The 23,342-nt window shown below is 48.5% G+C and carries 17 protein-coding genes, 1 tRNA gene and 1 other RNA gene; 13 read left to right on the top strand and 6 right to left on the bottom strand.

Going from position 1 to position 23,342, the window contains the following annotated elements; translation table 11 throughout:
• Positions 1-30: 30 nt before the first annotated feature.
• Entirely contained in the window at positions 31-1,308 is a 1,278-nt protein-coding gene (locus CIK93_RS01385; protein WP_094433935.1) for an MFS transporter, read from the bottom strand.
• Positions 1,308-4,976 carry a DUF4922 domain-containing protein gene (locus tag CIK93_RS01380; RefSeq protein ID WP_094446353.1) on the bottom strand — a complete coding sequence of 1,223 codons (3,669 nt, stop codon included), beginning with the start codon at positions 4,974-4,976 and terminating at the stop codon, positions 1,308-1,310. Before CIK93_RS01380 ends, CIK93_RS01385 begins: the two co-directional genes overlap by 1 nt.
• A gap of 794 nt (positions 4,977-5,770) precedes the next feature.
• Here CIK93_RS01380 and rlmN point away from each other — a divergent pair.
• The 10 genes from rlmN (at position 5,771) to CIK93_RS01330 (ending at position 14,777) form a co-directional block, all read left to right on the top strand.
• Entirely contained in the window at positions 5,771-6,811 is a 1,041-nt protein-coding gene (gene rlmN / locus CIK93_RS01375) for a 23S rRNA (adenine(2503)-C(2))-methyltransferase RlmN (protein WP_094433937.1), read from the top strand.
• Positions 6,812-6,878: 67 nt separating this feature from the next.
• Positions 6,879-8,009, top strand: coding sequence for a 4-hydroxythreonine-4-phosphate dehydrogenase PdxA (gene pdxA, locus CIK93_RS01370; RefSeq protein WP_094446352.1), 1,131 nt, complete (start codon positions 6,879-6,881; stop codon positions 8,007-8,009).
• Positions 8,002-9,069 carry a lysylphosphatidylglycerol synthase transmembrane domain-containing protein gene (locus tag CIK93_RS01365; RefSeq protein WP_094446351.1) on the top strand — a complete coding sequence of 356 codons (1,068 nt, stop codon included), beginning with the start codon at positions 8,002-8,004 and terminating at the stop codon, positions 9,067-9,069. The genes pdxA and CIK93_RS01365 overlap by 8 nt, the downstream gene beginning before the upstream one ends.
• Positions 9,070-9,123: 54 nt before the next feature.
• The gene (locus tag CIK93_RS01360) at positions 9,124-10,365 is read left to right on the top strand and encodes a sigma-54-dependent Fis family transcriptional regulator (RefSeq protein WP_094446350.1); all 1,242 of its coding nucleotides are present in this window, start codon (positions 9,124-9,126) and stop codon (positions 10,363-10,365) included.
• 68 nt (positions 10,366-10,433) lie between these two features.
• On the top strand, positions 10,434-10,934 hold the full coding sequence (locus CIK93_RS01355; protein ID WP_094446366.1) for an LptE family protein: 501 nt from the start codon (positions 10,434-10,436) through the stop codon (positions 10,932-10,934).
• Positions 10,935-10,966: 32 nt separating this feature from the next.
• A complete protein-coding gene (locus CIK93_RS01350; protein ID WP_094439876.1) occupies positions 10,967-11,761 on the top strand; it encodes a hypothetical protein in 795 nt (264 codons plus the stop codon).
• 6 nt (positions 11,762-11,767) lie between these two features.
• On the top strand, positions 11,768-12,163 hold the full coding sequence (gene secG / locus CIK93_RS01345) for a preprotein translocase subunit SecG (RefSeq protein WP_094391437.1): 396 nt from the start codon (positions 11,768-11,770) through the stop codon (positions 12,161-12,163).
• Between the two features lie 142 nt (positions 12,164-12,305).
• Positions 12,306-12,379, top strand: a tRNA-His gene (locus CIK93_RS01340).
• A gap of 212 nt (positions 12,380-12,591) precedes the next feature.
• Positions 12,592-13,068, top strand: a complete 477-nt coding sequence (locus CIK93_RS01335) for a low molecular weight protein-tyrosine-phosphatase (protein ID WP_094391436.1) — start codon at positions 12,592-12,594, stop codon at positions 13,066-13,068.
• A gap of 14 nt (positions 13,069-13,082) precedes the next feature.
• Positions 13,083-14,777, top strand: coding sequence for a hypothetical protein (locus tag CIK93_RS01330; protein ID WP_144007636.1), 1,695 nt, complete (start codon positions 13,083-13,085; stop codon positions 14,775-14,777).
• A gap of 106 nt (positions 14,778-14,883) precedes the next feature.
• Here CIK93_RS01330 and CIK93_RS01325 read toward each other — a convergent pair whose 3' ends face one another.
• Positions 14,884-15,195, bottom strand: a complete 312-nt coding sequence (locus CIK93_RS01325) for an AzlD domain-containing protein (protein ID WP_094391434.1) — start codon at positions 15,193-15,195, stop codon at positions 14,884-14,886.
• Entirely contained in the window at positions 15,182-15,898 is a 717-nt protein-coding gene (locus CIK93_RS01320) for an AzlC family ABC transporter permease (protein ID WP_254046707.1), read from the bottom strand. Before CIK93_RS01320 ends, CIK93_RS01325 begins: the two co-directional genes overlap by 14 nt.
• Positions 15,899-16,240: 342 nt before the next feature.
• Between CIK93_RS01320 and CIK93_RS13545 the strand changes: the two genes are divergently transcribed.
• The gene (locus tag CIK93_RS13545) at positions 16,241-16,423 is read left to right on the top strand and encodes a hypothetical protein (RefSeq protein ID WP_158214617.1); all 183 of its coding nucleotides are present in this window, start codon (positions 16,241-16,243) and stop codon (positions 16,421-16,423) included.
• 60 nt (positions 16,424-16,483) lie between these two features.
• Here the strand turns inward: CIK93_RS13545 and CIK93_RS01315 are convergent, their stop codons facing one another.
• Positions 16,484-16,864: a hypothetical protein gene (locus tag CIK93_RS01315; RefSeq protein WP_094433945.1), complete on the bottom strand. Its 381-nt coding sequence runs from the start codon at positions 16,862-16,864 to the stop codon at positions 16,484-16,486.
• A gap of 487 nt (positions 16,865-17,351) precedes the next feature.
• Here CIK93_RS01315 and CIK93_RS01310 point away from each other — a divergent pair, with 487 nt between their 5' ends.
• The gene (locus CIK93_RS01310) at positions 17,352-19,379 is read left to right on the top strand and encodes an LruC domain-containing protein (protein ID WP_094446348.1); all 2,028 of its coding nucleotides are present in this window, start codon (positions 17,352-17,354) and stop codon (positions 19,377-19,379) included.
• Between the two features lie 193 nt (positions 19,380-19,572).
• On the opposite strand, the gene ssrA is transcribed toward CIK93_RS01310, so the two are convergent.
• Positions 19,573-19,974, bottom strand: a transfer-messenger RNA (tmRNA) gene (gene ssrA / locus CIK93_RS01305).
• 151 nt (positions 19,975-20,125) lie between these two features.
• Between ssrA and CIK93_RS01300 the strand changes: the two genes are divergently transcribed.
• The gene (locus CIK93_RS01300; protein WP_144007637.1) at positions 20,126-23,302 is read left to right on the top strand and encodes an AraC family transcriptional regulator; all 3,177 of its coding nucleotides are present in this window, start codon (positions 20,126-20,128) and stop codon (positions 23,300-23,302) included.
• The last annotated feature ends 40 nt before the right edge of the window (positions 23,303-23,342 follow it).

The following is a 23,342-nucleotide window of genomic DNA, read 5'->3' as shown; positions in this document are numbered from 1 at the left end:
GCTTTCTATTCTTTTTAGTATTCTTACGAATTAGGATTGTTTCTTACCAAATTCGGGATCAACATTCAAAAACCACGTCACGATATAAGTCAGCGAACAAGTCCCTATCACGATGAGGAAGAACACAGGATAGCCCACAGCCTCTTGCAGGGCTCCAGCAAACATGCCCGGTATCATCATCGACAGAGCCATGAAGGCAGTACACAGCGCATAGTGGGAAGTTTTATGGTCGCCACGGCTATAATATATAAGGTATAGCATATAGGCAGAGAAGCCGAATCCATAGCCAAACTGCTCAACAAAGACGCATATATCAATGATCAACAGATTGGAGGGTAAGGCATAGGAGAGATAGACATAGACAAGGTCGGGCAACGTGATCGCCATTACCATAGGCCAGAGCCAGCGTTTCAATCCGTCACGACTTGCCACTACTCCACCGAGTATTCCACCGAGGGTCAGTCCGATGATTCCTACTGTGCCCTGCACTAATCCGTATTCCACATCGGAAAGACCGAGTCCGCCATTGCGTACGGAGTCAACAAGGAACAATGCCGACACCTTAGCCAACAGTCCTTCAGGCATACGATAGAATAGCATGAAGCAGATAGCCACCCACATCTGCGGTTTTCTAAAAAATGTCACCACTGTGGCCACAAACTCATCTGCTATCTGGCGCATAGTACGACGCACTTTATCGCTATCCTCGCTGGGGCGTGGTAATACCCAACTATGGTAGAGCCATAAGGCGATGAAGAGTCCTGCCATGAAATAAAATACCAGACTCCATGCATAGGTAATACTACGAGTGAGGACCTGTAACACACCGGCAAGACCTACCAACAGTCCTGATGCCACAATAGTGGCTATGCGATAGAAGGTGGAGCGGATTCCTACAAAGAATGCCTGTTCGTGTTGGTCAAGACCGAGCATATAGAAACCGTCGGCAGCAATATCGTGGGTAGCACTACCAAACGCCATCAACCAAAAGAAACATAGCGACCCTTGCAACCACCATGGACCTGGTATGGTAAACGCCACACCAGCCAAGGCTGCCCCGATGAGCAGTTGCATCGCCACTATCCACCAGCGTTTGGATCGGAGTATATCCACGAACGGGCTCCAGAGCGGTTTGATGACCCATGGCAGATAGAGCCATGAAGTGTAGAGTGTGATATCGGCATTTGACAAGCCGAGACGTTTGTACATGATGAGTGAGATGGTCATCACAGCCACATAAGGCACTCCCTCGGCAAAATAGAGCGATGGAACCCATGTCCACGGCGACATTCGTTTGTTGTGTAACATCAGTATATCTTTTTAATTTCGGCTCCACGATAGTAGTGAAGCAGTATTTCATCGTATTTATATCCTTGTTGTCCCATGACGGCGGCTCCTATCTGACAGAGTCCGACGCCGTGTCCCCAACCGCGTCCATGCAGTCGGAAGCCTGTTTCAGTTTTCTCTACATCGAAGGCAGAACTATAGAGATGGCTCTCGCTGAGGGCCCGACGTATCTCAAGTTCCTTACCGATAGTGAAGGTTTTCTTCGTACCCACTATTTTGAGTTTCCATATACGTCCACTCTTGCCTCGCTCTAAAGGAATGAGGTCGGTAATGGTGCCGAAGTCTTCTTTGAGTTTCTCGCTGACCAGTTGGGAGAGTTTCTCTGTAGAATACTCCACGGTCCAGCGATAGAAATCGTTGGTCTCTTGATCGTAGTCGTTGAGTACTTGTTCCAGTACGGCCTTATCGTTGGTGTTGCAGAAGGGGTCTTCTACTGAAACGAGATATGGTTTCGGAGTATCCTCCCAACAATACTGAAATTCCTCGGTCACTCCACCGCAACATTTCGAGAATCGTGCGTCACATATCTCATCGCCATAACATAGGATTTGTCCTCGTGTGGCTTGCAAGGCTTGTTCTACAGCCGGACTGGTTTGTTTGGTGATGCCTTGATAGCGTTGGCAATGGTCGTCGGCACAAACATCGAAGATGGTATGGTCTTCGCGGTCGTACCAGCGGATGAGTTCATCGTCTTTCTTGACAAACGAGAAGAAACCATCTTTGCGTTGTCCTGCTTCCTCCCGTCTGCGCATCTGCGCTAAGAGCCATGACCGGGAGATAACGGCATGAGCTTTCAGCAGTTCCACACCAGCCGTTGCCTTCATCTCGCTGGAGATGACGCTGGCCAGATAGCGTTCCACAGGCAGTTGGTTGATGGCTGTTATCTTATCAGATTCGACCACAAGGCGTAGTGTGCCGAGGAATACCTGTGTCTCTTTTCGTTCCCAATGGAAATTAACACCGATGGTCACATCATGGAGCGAGAACGACGCTGTTGGGGTTTGTGGTGTGAAGGTCAGTTCGCGATATTGCATGCCTCGCCATAGGATTCCGCCTTCAGAAAATTCCACTACCTGTTCGCCTTTTATGAGTTCTCCTTTTGCCATATATGGTGCGTTGAGAGCAAAGGCGATTTTCTGTCCGCTTACAATTCCCACGGTGACATCAGGCTGTACGCCGTGTTCCTTCTGTGTTGATGTAGAGACTCTTGCCTCTTTCATCTTGCGGATGGCTTCTGCCACCTCATCGGGGGTGAGAGTCACTTCCTGCAGGATGGCTGATGCCTTTTCTGGAGTCAGTTTACGGAAGTCCTCCTCACGTGGTGTGATGATGAGTCCCCCCATATCTACGGCACCCGGACTGATGATGTATTGTTGTTCGCCTGTTGCAGTATAGCAGTCTGGGCGATGTTTTCTGCGTGGCAATACGACAGAGAGGATTGCGTCACCTTGTTTCCATGCTATGATATTCATCATCGGTTCGGTGTCGTCTGCCTGCATCGGCAAACTGTCATACAAGCGACGGAACAACTGGCAGCCTCGCTCTTCGCAATGGCTGCGCACGAGGAATGCAGCTGCGGGATATTCGGGTATCTGCCAGATGCCCTCTTCACCATCGCTCACCACTTCTATCAAGCTGCGACTGAGTCGTTGCCATGAACGTTGCAACGGCAACTTACCGCTACAGATGGCTTGCAGATGGGCATGATCAGGTGCCGATGCGCCACATTTCGGTCCATTATATAATAAGGTAAAATCACGATGCTGGCACACCAGGTGGAGCAGTTCATCGTACATAGGCAGGATGGCTTGTCGCTGATGGCGCAAGGTAGGTAGTGTGAAATGGATGGGGAGGATGGGGAACGGATTGACTAAGAGTTCGTAATCGCCATCGATTGTATGGTGCATCTGTTCTTTGGGTCTGTTCTTCTGACAGAGGAAGCAAGGTCTTTCTGCCAACGATTTAGCATCAATCTTCGCTCCTGTAGATCGGATGCGCGCTGGATTCCATTGCACTTGGAGCGAGAGATTGTCGGCCAACAGTTCGCGAGTCTCTACTCTTGTCAGTTCGCGATAGCGTTGGCACACTTCATCCCACACGGCCAATTGTCGGTTGAAGAAGCGCATCAGAGCAGACTGCTCCATCCTGTCGTGCAGTCCTTGGTTCATCCGCTGGCGTGCTTTCAATTCCATGGTGCGCAGACGGTCTTTATAGAGATTGTTGGCGTTGATTTTCTCTACAGATAGTGCTGCGTCTGAGTTGCCCCCCCAACGGCGGCAGAGATACAGTTCGGTGAAGATACGTCCGATACGGAAGTGGCGCGAGAACATCAAGCCGAGAGCATAGTCTTCGCCATACGAGGTATTGGGGAACTGCACCTGTCGGAGCAATGGGGTAAAGAAGGCGCGTGGCGCACCGAGTCCATTGATGCGGAGTGCATTGTTTGGTCCGTTTTCGTCAGTCCATTCGTGATGATCGATAAGTCCTGGCGGTAAGGTGTTGAGTTCAAAGTCGCACATGCGATAGGAACCAATCACCATGGCTGCCTTCTGCTTATAGAATGCTTCTACGATAGTTTTCAGCGTAGCGGGTGACGAATAGAGGTCGTCGCTATCGAGCTGTACGGCAAAGCGTCCACACCATTGGCTGTTGATTGCTTCGTTCCAGCATCCGCCAATACCGAGATCATGACGTTTTGGAGTGATGACCACGAGGCGTTTATCGGCCTTTGCCATATCCGCCAGGAGTTGTCCTGTACCGTCGGTCGAATGGTTGTCCACCACAATCACATTGAAATTGAAGTCGGCTTTCTGTGCCAATGCACTCTTCACAGCATCGCAGATGGTCTTGGCACGATTGAAAACCGGGATAACGACCGAGGCTTCAACCTCAAATTCCTGTTCTTGGAAGTCGATATCTTCGTATTGTGTAGTATCCACCATGGCGTTGACAGCACGCAGATGTGCTGTGCAGGCGCGTTCCATCTCTATCTGCACTTCGCGGTTGGCAGGATTGACATAGTCAAACTGCTTGACACCTGATGCTCGCAAATCGCTTTCGTCTTCGGTATAGAGATATTCGTTGAGGTGGAACAAGAGTCCTTGTCGGCTCAATGCCAATCGCAAGTCATAGAGTCCTGCCCATTGATAGTCGGCAGAAGGTCCATCGGTCATATATTGTTGCAAGGCTTCGTTGCGCAACAGCCAGATGCTACCGAAATCGAAATCGTCGCGTAGAGAACCCTCTTGATAGTCGATCACGGGATGTGCGGTACGCTTACCTTCTTCCATTTGCCAGCGGTCGCTATAAACCATAACGGCTCCGGTATCTTCTGCTGCCAGCGCCATACGTTCCAATGCGACGTTGCCTAAAGTTCCAAAATTGGGTTTCACGCTTAGCATGACATAGGGAGCGGAAGCATGTTGCGCCACTTGTTTCACCAATGCACTACTGGTGAGGTTTTCCACACGAAGGAGTGTACATCCTTTGGGTGGCTGTTGTTCAGCCAAGTCTCCGTTGACTAAAAGAAATATATTGCTTACTGTTGTGCTTTGCTGTAGTTGTTCCACTTTTTCGGCAATATCCGCAAGTGAGTGGCAAGCCACGAAGCAGTCTATTTTCTGTCTCATTTTTCTTTTTTTTTATTTATTTTCTACAAAGGTAGTGCAAACCGAGAGAAATACAAAGAGAAACGAAGTTTTTCTTTTATTTCCGAACTAAAGAACGAAGTAAAGGCATAGCCCAAAATACATTTTACGGCTCGGCTTCGGGATGTATTCGGGATGCCGTCGGGATATATTTCTATCCTTTTCATGTACGAAGCAAGTCCCAAGCAAGTTCCAAGTAAGTCCCTAAAACTTACTAAAGAAAGGGGAGTCAGATAGAAGCTACTACCCAGATACATATTAAGCATGTTGAACTCTAATAAGCGATTAAGGGTAATGTTTATCCACCTACAAATCCTAACTACATGATCATCTAAGTCTTTTTTCACGCGCGCTCGGAAAGAAGATACGTCAAGTAAGCAATTATCAGACAACAAAAAAGTACATCATACTATAACACAATAACTTAACACATAAAACCAACAAAGAACAAACCATAGTAAATTAACGACTATCATGATGCCTGATTACAGAATTATTGTTGTCAAATGGTGATTTCTTGCCATTATTCTCGCGCACGCGGATAAACAATCAATTTTATACTTCAGAAACAACAAATATTGTAGTCCGGAAAACAAATCTTCCATCGAAAAATGGTTGTTGCCTGCCATAAAATTCACAAATAAATCATTTAAGAGAATACGCAAAGAACCCCCTTTATACGAAAATAGCAGTAAAAAGAATATAAAAGGTAATTCAGAATTCGTCTTTCTCGACATTTTTTCATACCTTTGCAAGCTATAATGCAACCCGAAAGAATGGACATAACAAAAAAAAGACTGCTCGGACTGACGCCCACCGAACTCAAGACTGTGGTCGCTGAGTTTGGAATGCCAGCATTTACCGCTAAGCAGATAACCCAATGGCTCTACGAGAAACATGCCAAAAGCATAGACGAGATGACCAACATCTCGAAGCAAAACCGTATGCGGCTGGCTGAAGAATACGAAGTAGGCGCCTGGGAACCCATAGATTGCCAACGCAGTATCGACGGTACTGTAAAATACCTATTTCCTGTCAGTTGTGGAGAAGGGAAGTTTGTTGAAACCGTTTATATACCCGATGGCGACCGAGCCACAATCTGTGTATCATGCCAGGTGGGCTGCAAGATGAACTGCCTATTCTGCCAAACGGGCAAGCAAGGATGGGAAGGCAACCTCACCGTGGCAGACATCCTCAACCAGATTTACGCCATGCCAGAGGCCGAAACCCTGACAAACATTGTGTTTATGGGACAAGGCGAACCGATGGACAACCTCGATGCCATATTGCGCGTATGCGAAATAATGACCGCAGACTGGGGATACCAATGGAGTCCAAAACGCATCACAGTAAGTTCGGTGGGCGTAAAAAACAAGTTGAAGCGCTATCTCGACGAGAGCGATTGCCACGTAGCAATATCCATGCACTCGCCACTCCACGAACAGCGCCTGCAACTGATGCCTGCAGAGAAAGCAATGCCTATCGAAGAAACGGTAGAACTGCTGCGACAATACGATTTCTCACATCAGCGACGTTGCTCGTTTGAATATATATGTTTCGGTGGACTCAACGACACGATGGAACATGCCAAAGCAATCATCAACTTGGTAAAAGGACTGGAATGTCGCGTCAACCTGATTCGTTTTCATGAAATCCCGGATGTCAAGTTGCCTGGAGCCAACGAGACTCGAATGGAACAGCTACGCGACTATCTGACACAACACGGAGTGTTTACCACCATACGCGCCAGCCGCGGACAAGACATCTTTGCAGCCTGTGGACTACTCTCCACCGCACACCAGAACAAGAAAGAATAACAAACCACACAATAACGACTTACACAATAACGACTTTAATAGACTTACACAATAACAAACTCACACAATGGAAGATAAAATGATTCGCGTGGCTATCACGCATGGAGATACAAACGGCATAGGATACGAGGTAATCCTCAAAACATTTGCCACCCCAACCATTCTCGAACTCTGTACCCCTATCGTATACGGTTCGCCAAAACTGGCCGCCTACCACCGTAAAGCACTCAATCTGGAAACCAGTTTCAACATCATAGAACGAGCTGAGGATGCCTGCGATGGTAAGCTCAACATATTAGCATGCTTCGACGACGAAGTAAAAGTAGAGCTCGGACAACCTTCAGAAGAGGCTGGAAAGGCCGCACTAATGGCACTCGACCGCGCCATGACCGACTATCGCTCAGGCTTATATGACGTACTCGTCACCGCACCAATCAACAAAGCCACCATACAAGGTGAAGGATTCCACTTCCCCGGACATACCGAATACATCGAGACCTGTGTGGGAGAAGGAAACAAAGCATTGATGATTCTGATGAATGAAGACCTGAGAGTGGCTCTCGTCACCACACATCTGCCCATACGCAACGTAGCAGAAGCCATCACCCAGGAAGCTATCGTAGAGAAAGCCTCTATCTTCAACCTCAGCTTGAAACGCGACTTCCGAATCTCCAGTCCACGCATAGCAGTACTCTCACTCAACCCCCATGCCGGCGACAACGGACTGTTGGGCAACGAAGAGAAAGACATCATCATCCCTGCCATTGAAGAACTGGAGAAGAAGGGCATACAAGCTTTCGGACCATTCCCTGCTGACGGATTCTTTGGAACCGCAGCCTATTCACACTTCGACGGCGTCCTCGCCATGTATCACGACCAAGGATTGGCACCATTCAAAACCATCGCCCTCGACAACGGAGTGAACTTCACCGCAGGACTACCTATCGTGCGCACATCACCCGACCATGGTACAGCCTATGATATTGCAGGACAAGGCAAAGCCGACGAGAACTCATTCCGTCAAGCCATCTACACCGCTATTGACGTGTTCCGCAACCGACAGTTCTACGACGAACCCATGCAGAACCCACTACCCAAGCTCTACCACGAGAAGCGCGACGACAGCGAGAAAGTGCGCTTTGCCATTCCCAAAGCAAAAGGCAAGACCGAAGACAAACAACAAGCAATAAATGAGTAAGCACTGGCAAAACGGATTCTTCATCTTCGGACTCATTGTGCTCGCCTTGATGGTGACACAACTTGACTTTGCTGCAACATGGGCAGGACTGCAACGGGCAGGATATTGGGCCGTAGCAGTCATCGTACTATGGGCATTCCTATACCTGTTCAATACGGCAGCATGGTGGCTTATCGTCAAAAGTCAAGAAGAACAGAACCCAAACAACAACAGCGCAATAGCACCCTTGCCAAAGACAACGGAAGATACATCCAACACAGGGAACAGCAAACCCACACCATTCTGGTGGCTATATAAAGTGACCATTAGCGGTTATGCACTCAACTATGCCACACCAGGTGGACTAATGGGAGGCGAACCCTATAAAATCATGATGCTCAAGCCAAAAATCGGAACCGAACGGGCCACCTCGTCAGTCATACTACACACGATGACCCATATCTTCTCCCATTTCTGGTTCTGGCTGTTGTCATGTGCACTCTACATACTGACACAACCCATGACCACGCTGATGTGGATTCTATTACCCATCATAGCCACATTCTGCCTGTTGGCCATTTGGTTCTTCCTGAAAGGCTACAAGCGCGGTATCACCGTATGGCTCATGCGGTTACTAAGCCATTTCCCCTTGGTAAAACGCTGGGCACAACCTTTCGTGGAACGCAATGCCGAACGACTACACGAAGTAGATAAGCAGATTGCCGCACTCCACAACCAAAACCAAAACACCTTCGTAGGAGCCGTCATTTTGGAGCTGGCCTGCCGCATCGCATCAGCATTGGAAATATTCTTCGTACTGTTGGTCATCACGCCATCTGCCAACTATCTGCAATGTATCCTCATACTGGCATTCACAAGTTTGTTCGCCAACCTACTGTTCTTCATACCCTTACAGTTGGGAGGACGCGAAGGCGGATTCCTCATGTCGGCAGGCGGCCTGGGAATGACAGCATCCGCAGGAATCTTTGTGGCACTCATCGTACGCATACGCGAATTGGTGTGGACAGGAATAGGCTTGCTGATGATAAAAATCAACCGCAAAACACAAGAAGAGCGATAATTTTCAGCAAGATATGCCATAATGTCAGATTTATTTAGTACCTTTGTCCGCTAAATGAAGAGTTCTGAACTACAGACCATCAAACAACGTTACAGCATCGTAGGCAACTGCGAAAGTCTGAACCATGCACTCGACGTCGCACTACAAGTGGCGCCGACAGACTTAAGCGTGCTTATTGTTGGAGAAAGCGGAGTGGGAAAAGAAATCATACCACGCGTCATACACGACAATTCACCACGCCGCAGAGAGAAGTATTTCGCCATCAACTGCGGTTCTATTCCAGAAGGCACTATCGACTCTGAACTCTTCGGACATGTGAAAGGATCATTCACAGGAGCCATCAACGACTCACTAGGATATTTCGGAGTGGCAAACAAAGGAACACTCTTCCTCGATGAAGTAGGAGAACTGCCTTTGGCAACACAAGCCCGACTGTTACGCGTGCTCGAAACAGGAGAATACATACCAGTAGGAGCTACCGAAGTGCATAAAACCGACGTCCGCATCGTAGCTGCAACAAACGTCAATATCCGACAGGCCATTACAGAGGGACGCTTCCGCGAAGACCTCTACTACCGCCTCAACTCAATCCCCATTCAAATGCCACCACTCCGCAAACGCGGCGAAGACATCATCTTGCTGTTCCGTCTCTTTGCCATGCAGATGGCAGAGAAATACCACATGGAAAAGGTTGTGCTGACCGAAGGAGCAAAACAAGTGCTGATGAAATACAAATGGCCTGGCAATGTAAGACAATTAAAAAACATCACCGAGCAAATCTCAATACTCAGCACCGACCGGCAAATCACAGCAGATGCTATCATGCGGTTTATCCCACAGGATCAGGAAACCACACAACTGGCAACTATCCGCACAAAGGATGATCATAGCTTCGAAAACGAAAGAGAGATTCTCTATAAAATACTCTTCGAACTTCGCAGTAATGTCAACGATATGCGACGAGAGATAAGCACGCTGAAAAAACAAATAAACGACGGACAGCCCACACCGGCGAATGACACAACCGGTATTGCCACCACACAACTGACAACCATCAATACCATACAGCCCATCCAACCAAGAATGGAAGTCGCAGAGGCAGAAGAATATGTTGAGCCAGAGAAAGAGCCAGAAAACCTCAATCTCAACGACTGGAGCCGGCAGGCACTGGAAAAGGCTCTGGAAAGAAATGGAGGTAACAGAAAAAAAGCAGCATTGGAGCTGGGCATCAGCGACCGAACTCTCTACCGCAGACTGAAGCAATACGGACTGGACAAACCATCCAACAACAAATAACAAAACAGAAATAACAGAGCATGAAACCATTATTCACACATACCACCATCCGACACCTCGCAGCTCCTATGCTTCGCGGAATTGCCGTTGTGGCACTCATGCTGCTCTGCGCCTGTTCGGTAAGCTACAAATTCAATGGTGCCAGTATCGACTATTCCAAAACTAAAACCATCCAGATAGCCGATTTCCCTATACGTTCCAGCTATGTATGGGGCCCGATGGGACCATTATTCAACAATCAGTTGAAAGACCAGTTTGCAAACCACACCCGTCTGCAACAGGTAAAGCGCAACGGCGACCTAAAAATAGAAGGCGAAATCACCCAATACCAACAGCGAAACAAATCTGTTTCTGCTGAAGGATATTCTGCACAGACCGAACTCTCAATGACGGTCAATGTGCGTTTCACCAACAATGTGAACCACAACGAAGACTTCGAGCGCCAGTTTACAGCCTCGGCAACATACGAAACGACAAAGTCACTCAACTCCGTACAGGAGGAACTCGTGACACAAATGTCGAAAGAACTCTGCGAACAGATATTCAATGCCACAGTGGCCAACTGGTAAAGTCACCGTTAACACAAAAGGTTTAAAGCATGATAAATATTGCAGAGCTCATCAATAATCCGGAGAGAATGGACCGCGACACACTCTATGAGTTGCGAGCCATGCTGGCATTACACCCGTACTACCAGACCATCCGATTGCTGATGCTGCAGAACCTCTATCTGCTCCACGACCCATCATTCGATGAGGAACTGCGCAGATCAGCAGTATATATCACCGACCGACGCACGCTGTTCAATGTGGTGGAAGGCGCACACTACCGCTGGAATCACGAAGCGAAGCCCGTTGAAACAGCACCCGATGGCGACCGCACCATCGCACTCATCGACACCTTCCTTGGATCCATTCCGAGCGAGGAGCCAGAAACAGAGAAAAAGAAACGACGCCCCACCCCAGCAGACGCTACCGTCGATTACGTAGCGTATCTTCTGGAAAGTGAAGATGAGGAAGAACAAACAGGAAACGAACTGCCAAAGATGCAGGGACAAAGCCTCATCGACAACTTCCTTGAAAAAGAACAAGGACGCTTTGCATTAGGCGATATGCGCGACAATATAGCCGACGAAGAAGACAACGGCGAAGGAAACAGCCAACAAGCAGCACAACCCGCCAATGCCAAACCAGAAGCAGAGCAAAGCAGCGACAACGAAGAAGAATTCTTCACCGAGACCTTGGCACGCATCTATATCAAACAAGGACGCTACCAAAAGGCACTCGACATCATACAAAGGCTCAGCACGCAATTCCCAGGAAAGAACGCATACTTTGCCGACCAGATAAGATTCTTAGAGAAATTAATAATAAACAGTAATAAAAACAAAAAGTAAAACAACATGGGACTTTACACATTATTTGTAATTCTGATCCTCCTGGCTGCAGTACTGATGATTCTCGTCGTACTGATCCAGGAATCTAAAGGAGGTGGTCTTTCATCAAACTTCTCTTCCTACAACTCATTGGCCGGTGTACGCAAGACAACCGACTTCATCGAGAAAGCCACTTGGGGACTTGCTATCGCAATGGTGTTCTTCAGCATCGTATGCGCATGGGTAGCTCCTACTGCCGTTACCGACAGCTCCGTGATGGAGAATGTTGAGAAATCAACAGCCAACCCCAACACATTGCCAGGTTTCGGTGCCAGCCAAAGCAAGTCTGAAACTCCAGTACAGGATGCCAAAACACCTGCTGCTCCTGCACAAACTCCTGCACCTGCCGCTCCTGCAAAATAAGCCTTGCAGACGGTCAGGCATCGCGCAAACGCTCCTTTTTGGAAGAAAATAAAGCTAAAGTGTAAAAAAGTGCGCGATTTATTTGGTAATCTCGAATAAATCGCGTACCTTTGCACTCGCTTTCCAGATGAGAGCACAGATGGTGCCCGTAGTTCAGTTGGTTAGAGCGTCAGATTGTGGTTCTGAATGTCGTGGGTTCGAGTCCCACCGGGCACCCAACTAAACCGAAGCCTGCAAGTTTCAACACTTGCAGGCTTTATTGTTTATATCAAACAAACGACACAAAGCTATCATGCAAACACAGAAACAGCACGAAAGCTCCCATACTAACACAACAAAATCTCTATACGCGCGTACATATTATATATAATACCACAACAGATTTTCAGCATACAACATCCATATCATCATTATAAGATAAAAACATTATGAACAAAAAGAGAATACTATTCGTTTGCCTTGGAAACATCTGCCGATCACCAGCAGCAGAGGGAATATTCCAACACCTCGTCAACCAACAGCAACTGACTGACGATTTCATCATTGACTCAGCAGCAATAGGTCCTTGGCATGTGGGCGACTTGCCCGATGCAAGAATGAGACGATGTGGCACACGCCATGGCTACGACTTCAGCACAAGAGCTCGCCAACTGACAAGCGACGACTTTGCCCGTTTCGACTATATCATCGGCATGGACCACGACAACCTCAAAGCCATCAAAGCCAAAGCCCGTAGCGCAGAAGACGAATCGAAAATACTACTGATGTCCGACTTTCTGCGCCACCACAATAATGCCACCATCCCCGACCCCTATTACGGAGACGGGCGCGACTTCGAACTGGTGATAGAACTACTCGAAGACTCCTGCGAATCACTACTGAAACAACTTACAACAGAATTATAAAAAACAATCTACACATGTCACACTTTACAAACAAACTACTGCTTCTGATGGGACTGGCCGTCAGTATAGCCACAGAGGCGCAAACGCGCTTCACCTATCAAGGCAACACCCTCACCACCAACGAGCACAGACTGCTGGTGGGAAGCAAACCTACCAATGCTCGACGAAACACATTCCGCACTATTGAAGAAGCGCTACGTGCCGCCGAACAAAAGTCGTCAACCGACACGACATGGACAGAAATCTATATCGAGCCCTCTGTCTATTGGATTGACAATCCCGACGATAAAGCCATACGCATGCCTCGCAAAGGCGAAACCACCCCTTACGGCTGCGAAGTAACCATCAACAGAGTGCACATGATAGGCATGAGCGACAAAGCCGAAGACGTAGTATTGGCATGCAACCGCGGACAAACCCAAGGTGCAGATGGCAACTTCACCATGTTCCACTTTATCGGATCTGATTTCAAAGCCGACAATATCACCTTTGGCAACTATTGCAATGTCGATCTTGAATATCCCCGCAATCCAAAGCTCAACCGCGCCAAAAGACGAAACGCCATTGTACAGGCACAGTTGGCCATCTGCCAAGGTGACCGCTACACCCTGACCAACTGCCGTTTTATCTCACGCCTCAACCTCTGCCCGTTTGTCGGAGCACCACACACCAATTTCGAGCGTTGCTATTTCGAATGTACCGACGATGCTCTCTGCGGAACTGGCATCTATCGTCAGTGTCGCTTTACGCTATTCAGCAGCAAACCCTTTTACACTACCGACGGCATCCAAGGTGCGACGTTTATTGACTGCGACCTACACAGCAAGACGAAGGGCACCCAATATCTGACCAAGGCGAGCGGTCCCGTTAGTATGACCGACTGTCGTTGGACCAGCGACGATCCTATGCTGACTATCGAATGGACCAAGCGTCCGGATCCTCGTCATCGCTGTGTAATGACAGGCTGCACCCTCAATGGAAAGCCCCTCAACGTGCCGCAACCTACCGCAGCATTACCCGTCAGTCTGCCACCCTTTGCCATCGGTCCGCAGACCGCCATTATCAGTGGGCAATGGACACTCGACTGCTACAAGCCACTTGACACGATGGACCGCGACTGGACTGCCGACAATACGCGTAGCAGTTGGGGATATGCAGAAGGCATAGATGGTGCAGAAGGTTGCTGGGGCCTGATGCAACTGCAAAAGGGCGCACGCATGATGTACACCCCCGCAGAAGGGCATGACTCTGTAGGCAATCAGCGTTGCCATCTTGTTGTTGTTCCCTGCAAGAGCGGCGGTCAAGGTTTTGGCAGCGCCACCACACAATATCTCGACATCTGCATCAAGTTCGACACCCGAACACTCACCGGCTATGGCCTTCGACTGCAGCGCACCCCCGACTACGACCATTCCGTAGTAGTCAGTCTTATGGAATATGCCAATGGTCAAGTCACCCCATTGACAGAAGGCACCCGTTGTGACCTTTTCAAGGGCCGTTGTTCCATCACATTACAATCTGTTGACAGTCAGCTGACCGCTACTATAGCATCCTCACCTGTGACTCCAACGTCCGATTCAGTGGCACTACAGGAACAAACGCTGACCGCCACCATGCCCCACCCCAACCATTATGGCGGTTTCCATCTGCAACACACAGGAAGTACAGGAGCTTCAGCCACCGTCATTCAATCCATCCTCTTGCAATAGTTCTGTATTTCTCAGGAAACCAAGTAAAAGGATGGGATAAAACTCAAATCGGTCATTAGGGTTGATGATAATCCTAATGACCGATTTCTTGCTTTCCCATTCAGAACTATAGAATCAGGCAATCCAGCAGATAGACGATAGTACAGCAAATGACAGCTACTGGGAAGAGTCCCATACGCCGCCAAGCCGCAACGATGCCAACTATAAGAGCAACAAGGCCCGATATAGGCGACATTGTAGTCTGGATGATGCCAGGGAAGGTCATCACCGCCAACGTGACATAAGGAACATAATAAAGGAAGCTGCGCAGAAAACGATTGTTGATCTGTCCTTTGATCAGCAACATCGGTATCACGCGAATCATATTCGTAGTGATGATGGCCAAAAGGATGCAGATGATGATATTATGCCTGTCCATATTGCTCCTCCGTCTTTACAGGTTTCCACCAAGCGGCAACAGCCGAGATAAGAATGGTCAGCACAATGGTTCGCGTTCCACTGCTCCACCCGCTTATCCCCGGTGCCACGCTACAAATACCACTCAACACAAAACTCGCAGCAACAGCATAGCGTACATAACGGTCGTTGCGAGCAACGGGCATGATAACGGCAAGAAACATACCGTAGAGCGCCACGCTAAGCGCAGCAACGATCTCAGAAGGCAACATTCCGCCAGCCACAATACCAGCCGCACATCCCGAAGCCCACATCATCGTAGATACCCATGCTGCCGAATAGGTATAAGCCGGTGGGCAATAGCCTTTACGCGCAATAGAAATGCCGAATACCTCATCGGTGACACAGCAAGCCATCAGCACCCTATGCATCCACGACGTTCCAGGGGCAATCTTCTGCGAGAGCGCTGCGCTCATCAGCATATAGCGCAAGTTGACCACCAGACACATGGCAACGATTTCTACGTATGTCGCTTGAGCAGCCACAAGCGTATATACCCCATATTCGCCAGCCGATGCACGAGTAAAGAAACTGCTTACGAATCCTATTGCCGCCGTCAGTCCAGCCTGTTTGGCAATGATGCCCAGTGAGAAAGCTACGGCAAAATACCCCATGGCAATGGGAGTACCGTCGCGAAACCCTTGAATGATATCTTTATGTTGCATCTCCGTCTGAAAATCCATTTCCCGTCATGCCAGCAGTCTGCTGTTCGGTCCATATTCATTAAAAAAGTCCCAACCATTAGTTGTTAACGATTGGAACTCATAGGAGTGGAGCTGGAGGGAGTTTTGAAATGATAGCATCTGATATTTAATAATCGTATATGACATTCATTATCAACTCTTTACGATAGCTCTTGTTGTTTATTATTGTCATGTATTATCTTTTATTGTCGCTCTTTGGGGGAGCAGCGTTATTCTCAATTTTTTTATTTACCTTTGCAGCAAAAAAAAATAATATTTACGCATTCAAAATGCAAAGTTACAAATAATAATTGAGATAACAAAATGATTAACATCAGTTTTAACATTCGTTCGCCTATCGACAAGCGAGACAACCGCGTCATTGTCAGAGTGAGGTGGAATCACAAGCAATATGAGGTAGGCTTTACTACTGGTATGTATGCGGAATTGTATGATAAGATAATGAGCCACTCGTCAGCATGGCCTAGTTCAGACCATTCACGATAGCCGCTTAGGTGGTCCTTGTAGGCTCTGCCATACTCATCACCGTCTATGTGATAGTCATCCTCAAACGAACGGGCCGTTATAGGGCGCGTCTCCAAACGCTTCTTTTAAAAAATCCGCCAACTCGGTTGAGCAGCGGGTGGACTCCTGAATGAGATTGCATTCGGTCATCACGTTGTGACCATCTGCATCAAGCCATCTGCGACGGCTCACGTGAAGCAGTACTTCCTGATCTCTAATCGGAAAGTTGTGAAACGCACTTTCGCGTGTAAATCCATTGGGGCGCAGGTCTTCTCTGTCGTCAGGTTTCTGCTCGTTCTCATCGAGATAAAGGTGAATCACCTGTGTGTCACCTTTCTTCTCGACACGTACAGTCTTCAAGTCAAACCAGTCAAGCATGTGGGCTGGCAATAGGCATTCCGCTAAGAGTCTATACTGTTCCATTTTGTTCTAACGTTTACTCTATAAACGTACACCTGCTTGCTTTTATTGTGCTATGCTATCCACACGCTTTTGCAAGTGACCCGATGTTTGTTGACATAATTATTTTGTTTTTATTATTTTTCTTTTTGTTGTTCCCGAAATTTTTATTATACCTTTGCTAAGGTGGTAGTCCTCCGTGCGCAGTTAAGTCATTGTTATATGAAGGTTTGTTTATCCAATGGCTTTCGGAAGAATGAAGAATGAAATGCAAAAAAAAAAATAAAAATTAGGCAATAATTATACAACTTTGGAGATTATTGCCTAATTTTGCACCCGAAAACATGAGAGCTGTAACAGGCTGTTTAAAACACTAGTTGTGCAAACGATTGTGCAGAATATTCAGTTTGTTTTTAATTCTCTTTGTTGCTACATAAATGAAAAATGATGTAAATTTGCAGCGAAAAAAAATAACGTATAAGGTTAAACCATTAAAAAAATATTAGTAATTATGCGTTTCCAACATTTAACCATCGCATCAGTCGCTGTCCTGCTTGCTGGATGTTCATCCAACTCAGGCGACTACATTGGTCCGGAACCAGAGAAGCCGGAATTGGTTGAGAAGGAGTACAACACATTCAACTTCTCGACAGAGAACTCACAGTCTTACGTCAACTTGTCGTACAATACAGGCGTGAAGACCAACATCTACTTTGAACTTTTTGACGAAGAGCCAGGAGAATGGGCTGACAACGGTAAATACTATAAGAAAGAGGGCATATTGCCTATCTATTCGGGATTCACCGACGAGAACGGACAGTTTAAGTCAAATATCTCTCTGCCCTCATACGTGTCTAAGCTCTATGCCTACACACCGTATTTCATCGCCACCCCTATACTTGAGACAACCATGGAGGGCAACACCGCCACATTCGTTGACAACAAGGAGTATTCCACCCGCGCTCTGACAAGGGGGGCAACTGGAGGCGAAAAGAGCTATATGGTTTGCCCTACAAACGAGATACCTAATAATCTCAGTAGCTATGCCTCGGAAAAGCGTTGGTATGACAGCGACGTGGATTATGACGCAAACGGACGCCTCAGTGAATTATTCAAGGGGGAGAAAAATCTTCCACTTATCCCTCAGGACAAACTGGATAATTATTTGAAGACCCACCTCGCTGTATTCCCTGTTGACAAGTCGTTCCCTGAGGATTATATAAAGCAGGCAGATATCACCATCACCAAACCAGCTGAAGTTGCTGTGACAATCATTGGCGGAAACACATGTTGGAACAGCAGTATGGGTTACTACTATTATCCAGAAGGACAGAAGCCCGCATCATTGGACGAGGCAAATGTTATCCTTCTCTTCCCAAACACTCAGAATGGAACATACGCCGGCTCGGCTTCTTCTGCCGGTGTGAGCAATGGCGACTGCGTAAAACTGAAGTACTATCCCAATATCGCCAACAACGGTGACAAAAGCGGTGCTACAGACATATTCCCCGCAAACTATCGCATCGGATTTGTACTGGCTGCTAACGCCTGGTCGAAAAGATTTGGCAAATGGACACACGACAGAAAGCAGCGTTCCGCCACATCTGCCGACATGAGCAAGGATTATCTCGGCAAGGCATACAGCAAGCCAATGAGTGCTGTGTATAACATCGACGGACAGGTGCTTGTGTCATTCGAGGATGACAACGACTACGACCACAACTACAGCGACCTCGTGATGACATTCCAGACCAACCCAGTGGATGCCCCTGGAGAGACTCCTGATCCTAAGTACGAATTCAGAAAAACAACAGAGAACGTTGGTTTCTATATCTTCGAGGACCAGTGGCCTTCGAAGGGTGACTACGACTTGAACGATGTCATCTTCAATGCAACATACACAAAGGTATATTCCACTGCCAACAATGCCATCTATGAAGAGGGTTACACCTTCAAGCCCTACACCAATGCCGCCAAGGCTGAGAAACTCAAGAGCGGAGTGGCAGTGAAGGTTGAGGGATTGAAAGCCACCGACCAGATTGAGTTCTTCGTGAAGAAACCAGGTGAAACAGAGTTCACAGCCGCCAACTTCGAGCGTGACACAAGGAACAACATCATCTATCTGACCGACAACGCAAAGAGCAACATTGGCACAGAATATATGTTCAACGTGAAGCATGACGAAGCTTTAGGTGCTCTCTATAAGGAGAAGAAGGTGAAAATCAAACCGTTCATCTATCGTGACGTGGATGGCAAGCGACTTGAGATACACATCGCCCAGGAAGCTCCTACAAAAGTGGCAGACAGGTCATTCTTCGGTACAGAGGATGATGCTTCGCAGCCCGACAAGAACATCTACTATGTGCGCAGCGGAAACTATCCATTCGGAATCTTCCTCAAAGGTGCCACCGAGAGCGACATGACGAAGTTGTTTGACGCTGACAATGAGACAAGAGCTATCGACGAAGACGAAGTATATCCAAAGTTCAAGTCATGGGTAGGAAGCAAAGGTAACAAGGACACGAATTGGTATAAGTAATTAATACTTATATTATTAATAATGCCATACAACCTGTTATTATGGGTTGTATGGCGCAAGTTCAACATAGAACTGCAATTTTTAGGTAGATGAGAATAAATAATCTAATACCAGAAAACACCGAGCACCTTGGGGGAGCGATGCCCTTAAAACAAAAATAACCCACTGGAAACCAGTGAGTTATTTAAAATAGTTGTGGAGCTGGAGGGAGTCGAACCCTCGTCCAAACAGGGAAACCATATGCTTTCTACATGCTTATTCCAGCCTTTGTTTTTCGAATCATGACAAGACCTGGACCACCAATCATGACCTTATCTCCTGAATTTCATCTGCCTGTCGGAGCTCCACGCAGACTATTTCCGATTATCCTGCACCGCTATACCTTCCTGATTCGGAACAACATCCAGAAGAGCGATGTCTCGTTCCCTCACCTAGTAAGGGAATTAAGCCAGTAATCTACTGTACTTCGATTAGGCAGCGAGAGCGTATTTGTTTTCGCCAATTAAATTTTTGACCGAATGGATTATGGAGTTTACAGTCGTCACTCCGCATGCTTACATACCATCTCAGCCCGCTGTCAAATCCAGTCAACCCCGAGTGATATTGTTGTTTGAGGTTGCAAATTTACAACATTTCCACATAACTTGCAACATTTCCGTTGGAAAAAGCCGAATTATATTTGCCCTTTCATACATTTTTCACTAACTTTGCCCATCAAAATCCGTACGAACCTGAAACAAATAGGCATGAATCACCCAAAATATATCATGGATTACGTCCATGCATCACATCTTTCGTTTGCTTACCTTGGCAGAATCGGAGCATCCATCAGTCTGTTGCTGCTCCTTGCAGTTCATGCCAGTGGACAGGCTTTCACCTTTCTTTCCACGGAGAAAGGCCTGACGAGCAGTCTTGTGACCTTCCTGCATGAAGACCGATACGGATTGATATGGATTGCCACCGAGGACGGATTAAACCGATATGACGGAGTGAAGATCACCACCTACAAGCACCGCAAGGGCGACTGCCATTCGCTGGCCAGCAACTATGTGAGTTCGCTGATTGCCGATGCCAACGGCAATCTCATTGTCGGCACCTATAAAGGCGTGCAAATCTACCGATACGACAGCGACGATTTTTCCCCTCTAGCCACACTTCCAGATGGCAGGCCGATGAATGCAAGCATCAACGTGATGCACCTTGCCCCCGACGGTCGCCTCTATGGTGCAGGCGGTATGTCGTGTGAGATCTTGACATCTGGCAATAAGAAGGTGGAGGTGCGCCAGACGGAAAAGCCCTATTTTCCCAACAGGATCATAGCCTCACTGCCTCGCGAGCTCAACGTCCGTACCATCATGAGATACGACAACAACCACCTGCTGCTTGGCACCGACAGTAAGGGGCTCAAGCTCTACGACGAGCAACGTCACACCTATAGCGACTATCCCCTCGACATACCAGGCTTTTCTCAAAGTTTGGAGAAGGTGCGCCATATAGAGAAAGACCACAGGGGCAACCTATGGATAGCGCTGTATCAGAAGGGCGTTGTCATGGTTTCCCAGCGCAGAAGCATGTTTGGCTACATCGGTTCGCGCACCACACAGAAGAACATCATCGGTTCTCACTGCATCCTGTCGCTATGCCGAGGCAAAGACGGTGGTCTGTGGGTCGGCACCGATGGCGATGGTCTTTATCGTCTGTACGGATCATCGTCCCAACACCTTGTTCAGGGCGTCCCCCCAATCATCAACAGCGTGATAGAAGACTCCGACGGCCGGACGTGGATCGGGTCGTTCGGCTACCCCTGCTATAGCGGCACAGGCGGTGTGTTCACCCCCATGCCCGGACTTCCCGAACAAGCCAACGTCTTTGCCATTAGAGAAGACCGCAACCGCAGGATATGGCTCGGCACCATGGGCTATGGTGTCTATTGCTATGACATGCAGAAGAAATCGCTCTCATGGGTGAGCAGTCCCGTCATCAACAAATACGTCAACTGCCTCTATGTATTGTCAAACGGCCATGTGCTGGCAGGCACCTTCAACGGCATATACAACATCACCACGCATCGCCACCTGTGCGAGCAGCGCATAGTCTATGCCATCCATGAAGACCGCCACGGCAGACTGTGGGTAGGCACATCCGACGGCCTCCTTGTGGTGGATGGCGACCACACCAAGACCTACACCACCTCCGACGGCATGCCCTCCAATTCCGTCTTTGCCATCAGCGAAGACGAGCGCGGCCTCATCTGGTTCTCCTCCAATGCCGGTCTGTCGTGCTTCGACGAGCTGGGCAACATCTTCACCAACTATTCCGTCAGCGACGGACTGCAAGGCAACGAGTTCTCGAAAGGAGCCCTGCTGAAAGATACCGACGGCACACTATGGTTTGCCGGTCACGGCGGCATCACCTATTTCCAGCCCTCCGCCATTGCCCGCCATCAGTACGTGCTCCATCCCCGCCTCACAGCCCTGTATATCAACAATGTGCCGGCAAACACCCGAACCCTCACCGGCGGCGAACCCGTCATGACCGACAATATCTACCAGTCGCAGCATTTCAGCATAGCCTACGAAAACAACTCGTTCAGCATCGAACTCTCGTCCGAAGAGACCGATGCTCCTGCCGAGTGCACCTATGTCTACTCCTTAGACGACGAGCCATGGGCCACCATCCCCGAAGGCGGCCACCTGGTCACCTTCAGCAATCTCGATGCAGGCAGCCACATCCTCCGCTATGCCGTGGAGTACAACGGCAAGCGATCGGAAGTGAAACAGGTAGAGATAGACATCCGTCGTCCGTGGTGGAACAGTTGGCTGACGCGTCTCCTGCTGTCCGCCCTTCTCCTCTTCATCTTCGCCCTTGTATTCTTCTGGATCAAGAGTCGCGAGAAGGTCAAAGCCCTCGCCCTCATCTCCCACAAGATACGCACTCCGATGTCGCTCATCATCAGTCCGCTGACCCAGCTCATCGACACCGATGCAGACCCCGACCGCCAAGCCACCTACCGGCTGATGCTCCGCAATGCCGAGCGTCTGCAGCATCTCGCAGCGCAAGCCACAGAGGAAGAACCCATCGGTCCGATCAGGAGCAACGAGGCGCAGGAAACCGCACCAGCCAGCCTGCAGAAGTCGCACACCTCCCGCCATCTGCTTATCGTGGAAGACGATGATGAAGTGAGAAACTACCTCTGCAGTGCCCTCTCATCCAGCTACCACATCCGTGAAGCCCGCAACGGCAAAGAAGCCCTTGCCCTCGTGTTCCGCCATGCCCCCGATGCCATCATCAGCGATGTCACCATGCCGGAGATGGATGGTATCGCCCTCTGTCGCAAGCTGAAAAAGAATATCCAGTTTGCCCACATCCCCGTCATCCTCCTCACCGCCCGTGCCGACGAAGAATCCATGTTGCAAGGTCTTGGCATCGGCGCCGACGCCTATATCACCAAACCCTTCAATATCAAGATCCTGCAACAGAGCATCAGCAACCTCATTCTCCTCCGCCAGCAACTCTACAACACCTATCACGGCAAGCAGTTGCAAGACGACAAGCTGGAGGCAGTCGAGACAGAAGATTCCAACGAGATATTCATGCAGCGCGTCATGGCATCCATCAACAGCCACCTCAGCGAGAGCGATTTCTCCGTCGATGTGCTATGCCGAGAGGTAGGCATCAGCCGTGCCAGTCTGCACCGCAAGCTGAAAGACCAGACCAACCAGTCAGCCAGCATCTTCATTCGCAACGTCCGGCTCAGACAAGCCGAGAAGCTGCTCACCACGACCACGCTGCGCGTCAACGAGATCGCCGCCCGTGTAGGTTTCAAAAACCTCTCCTATTTCATCAATTCCTTCCGCGAACTGTATGGTGTATCGCCTACGGAGTGGAAGAGTAACAAGGACTCAGCAAATCCAACCAACTGAACATCAAGAAGTTGTACATGACAAGGACGGTCAGAAACAG

The organism is Prevotella sp. P3-92 (assembly GCF_002251205.1).
Taxonomy (GTDB): Bacteria; Bacteroidota; Bacteroidia; order Bacteroidales; family Bacteroidaceae; genus Prevotella.
This window is presented reverse-complemented; position numbering and strand designations above follow the sequence as displayed.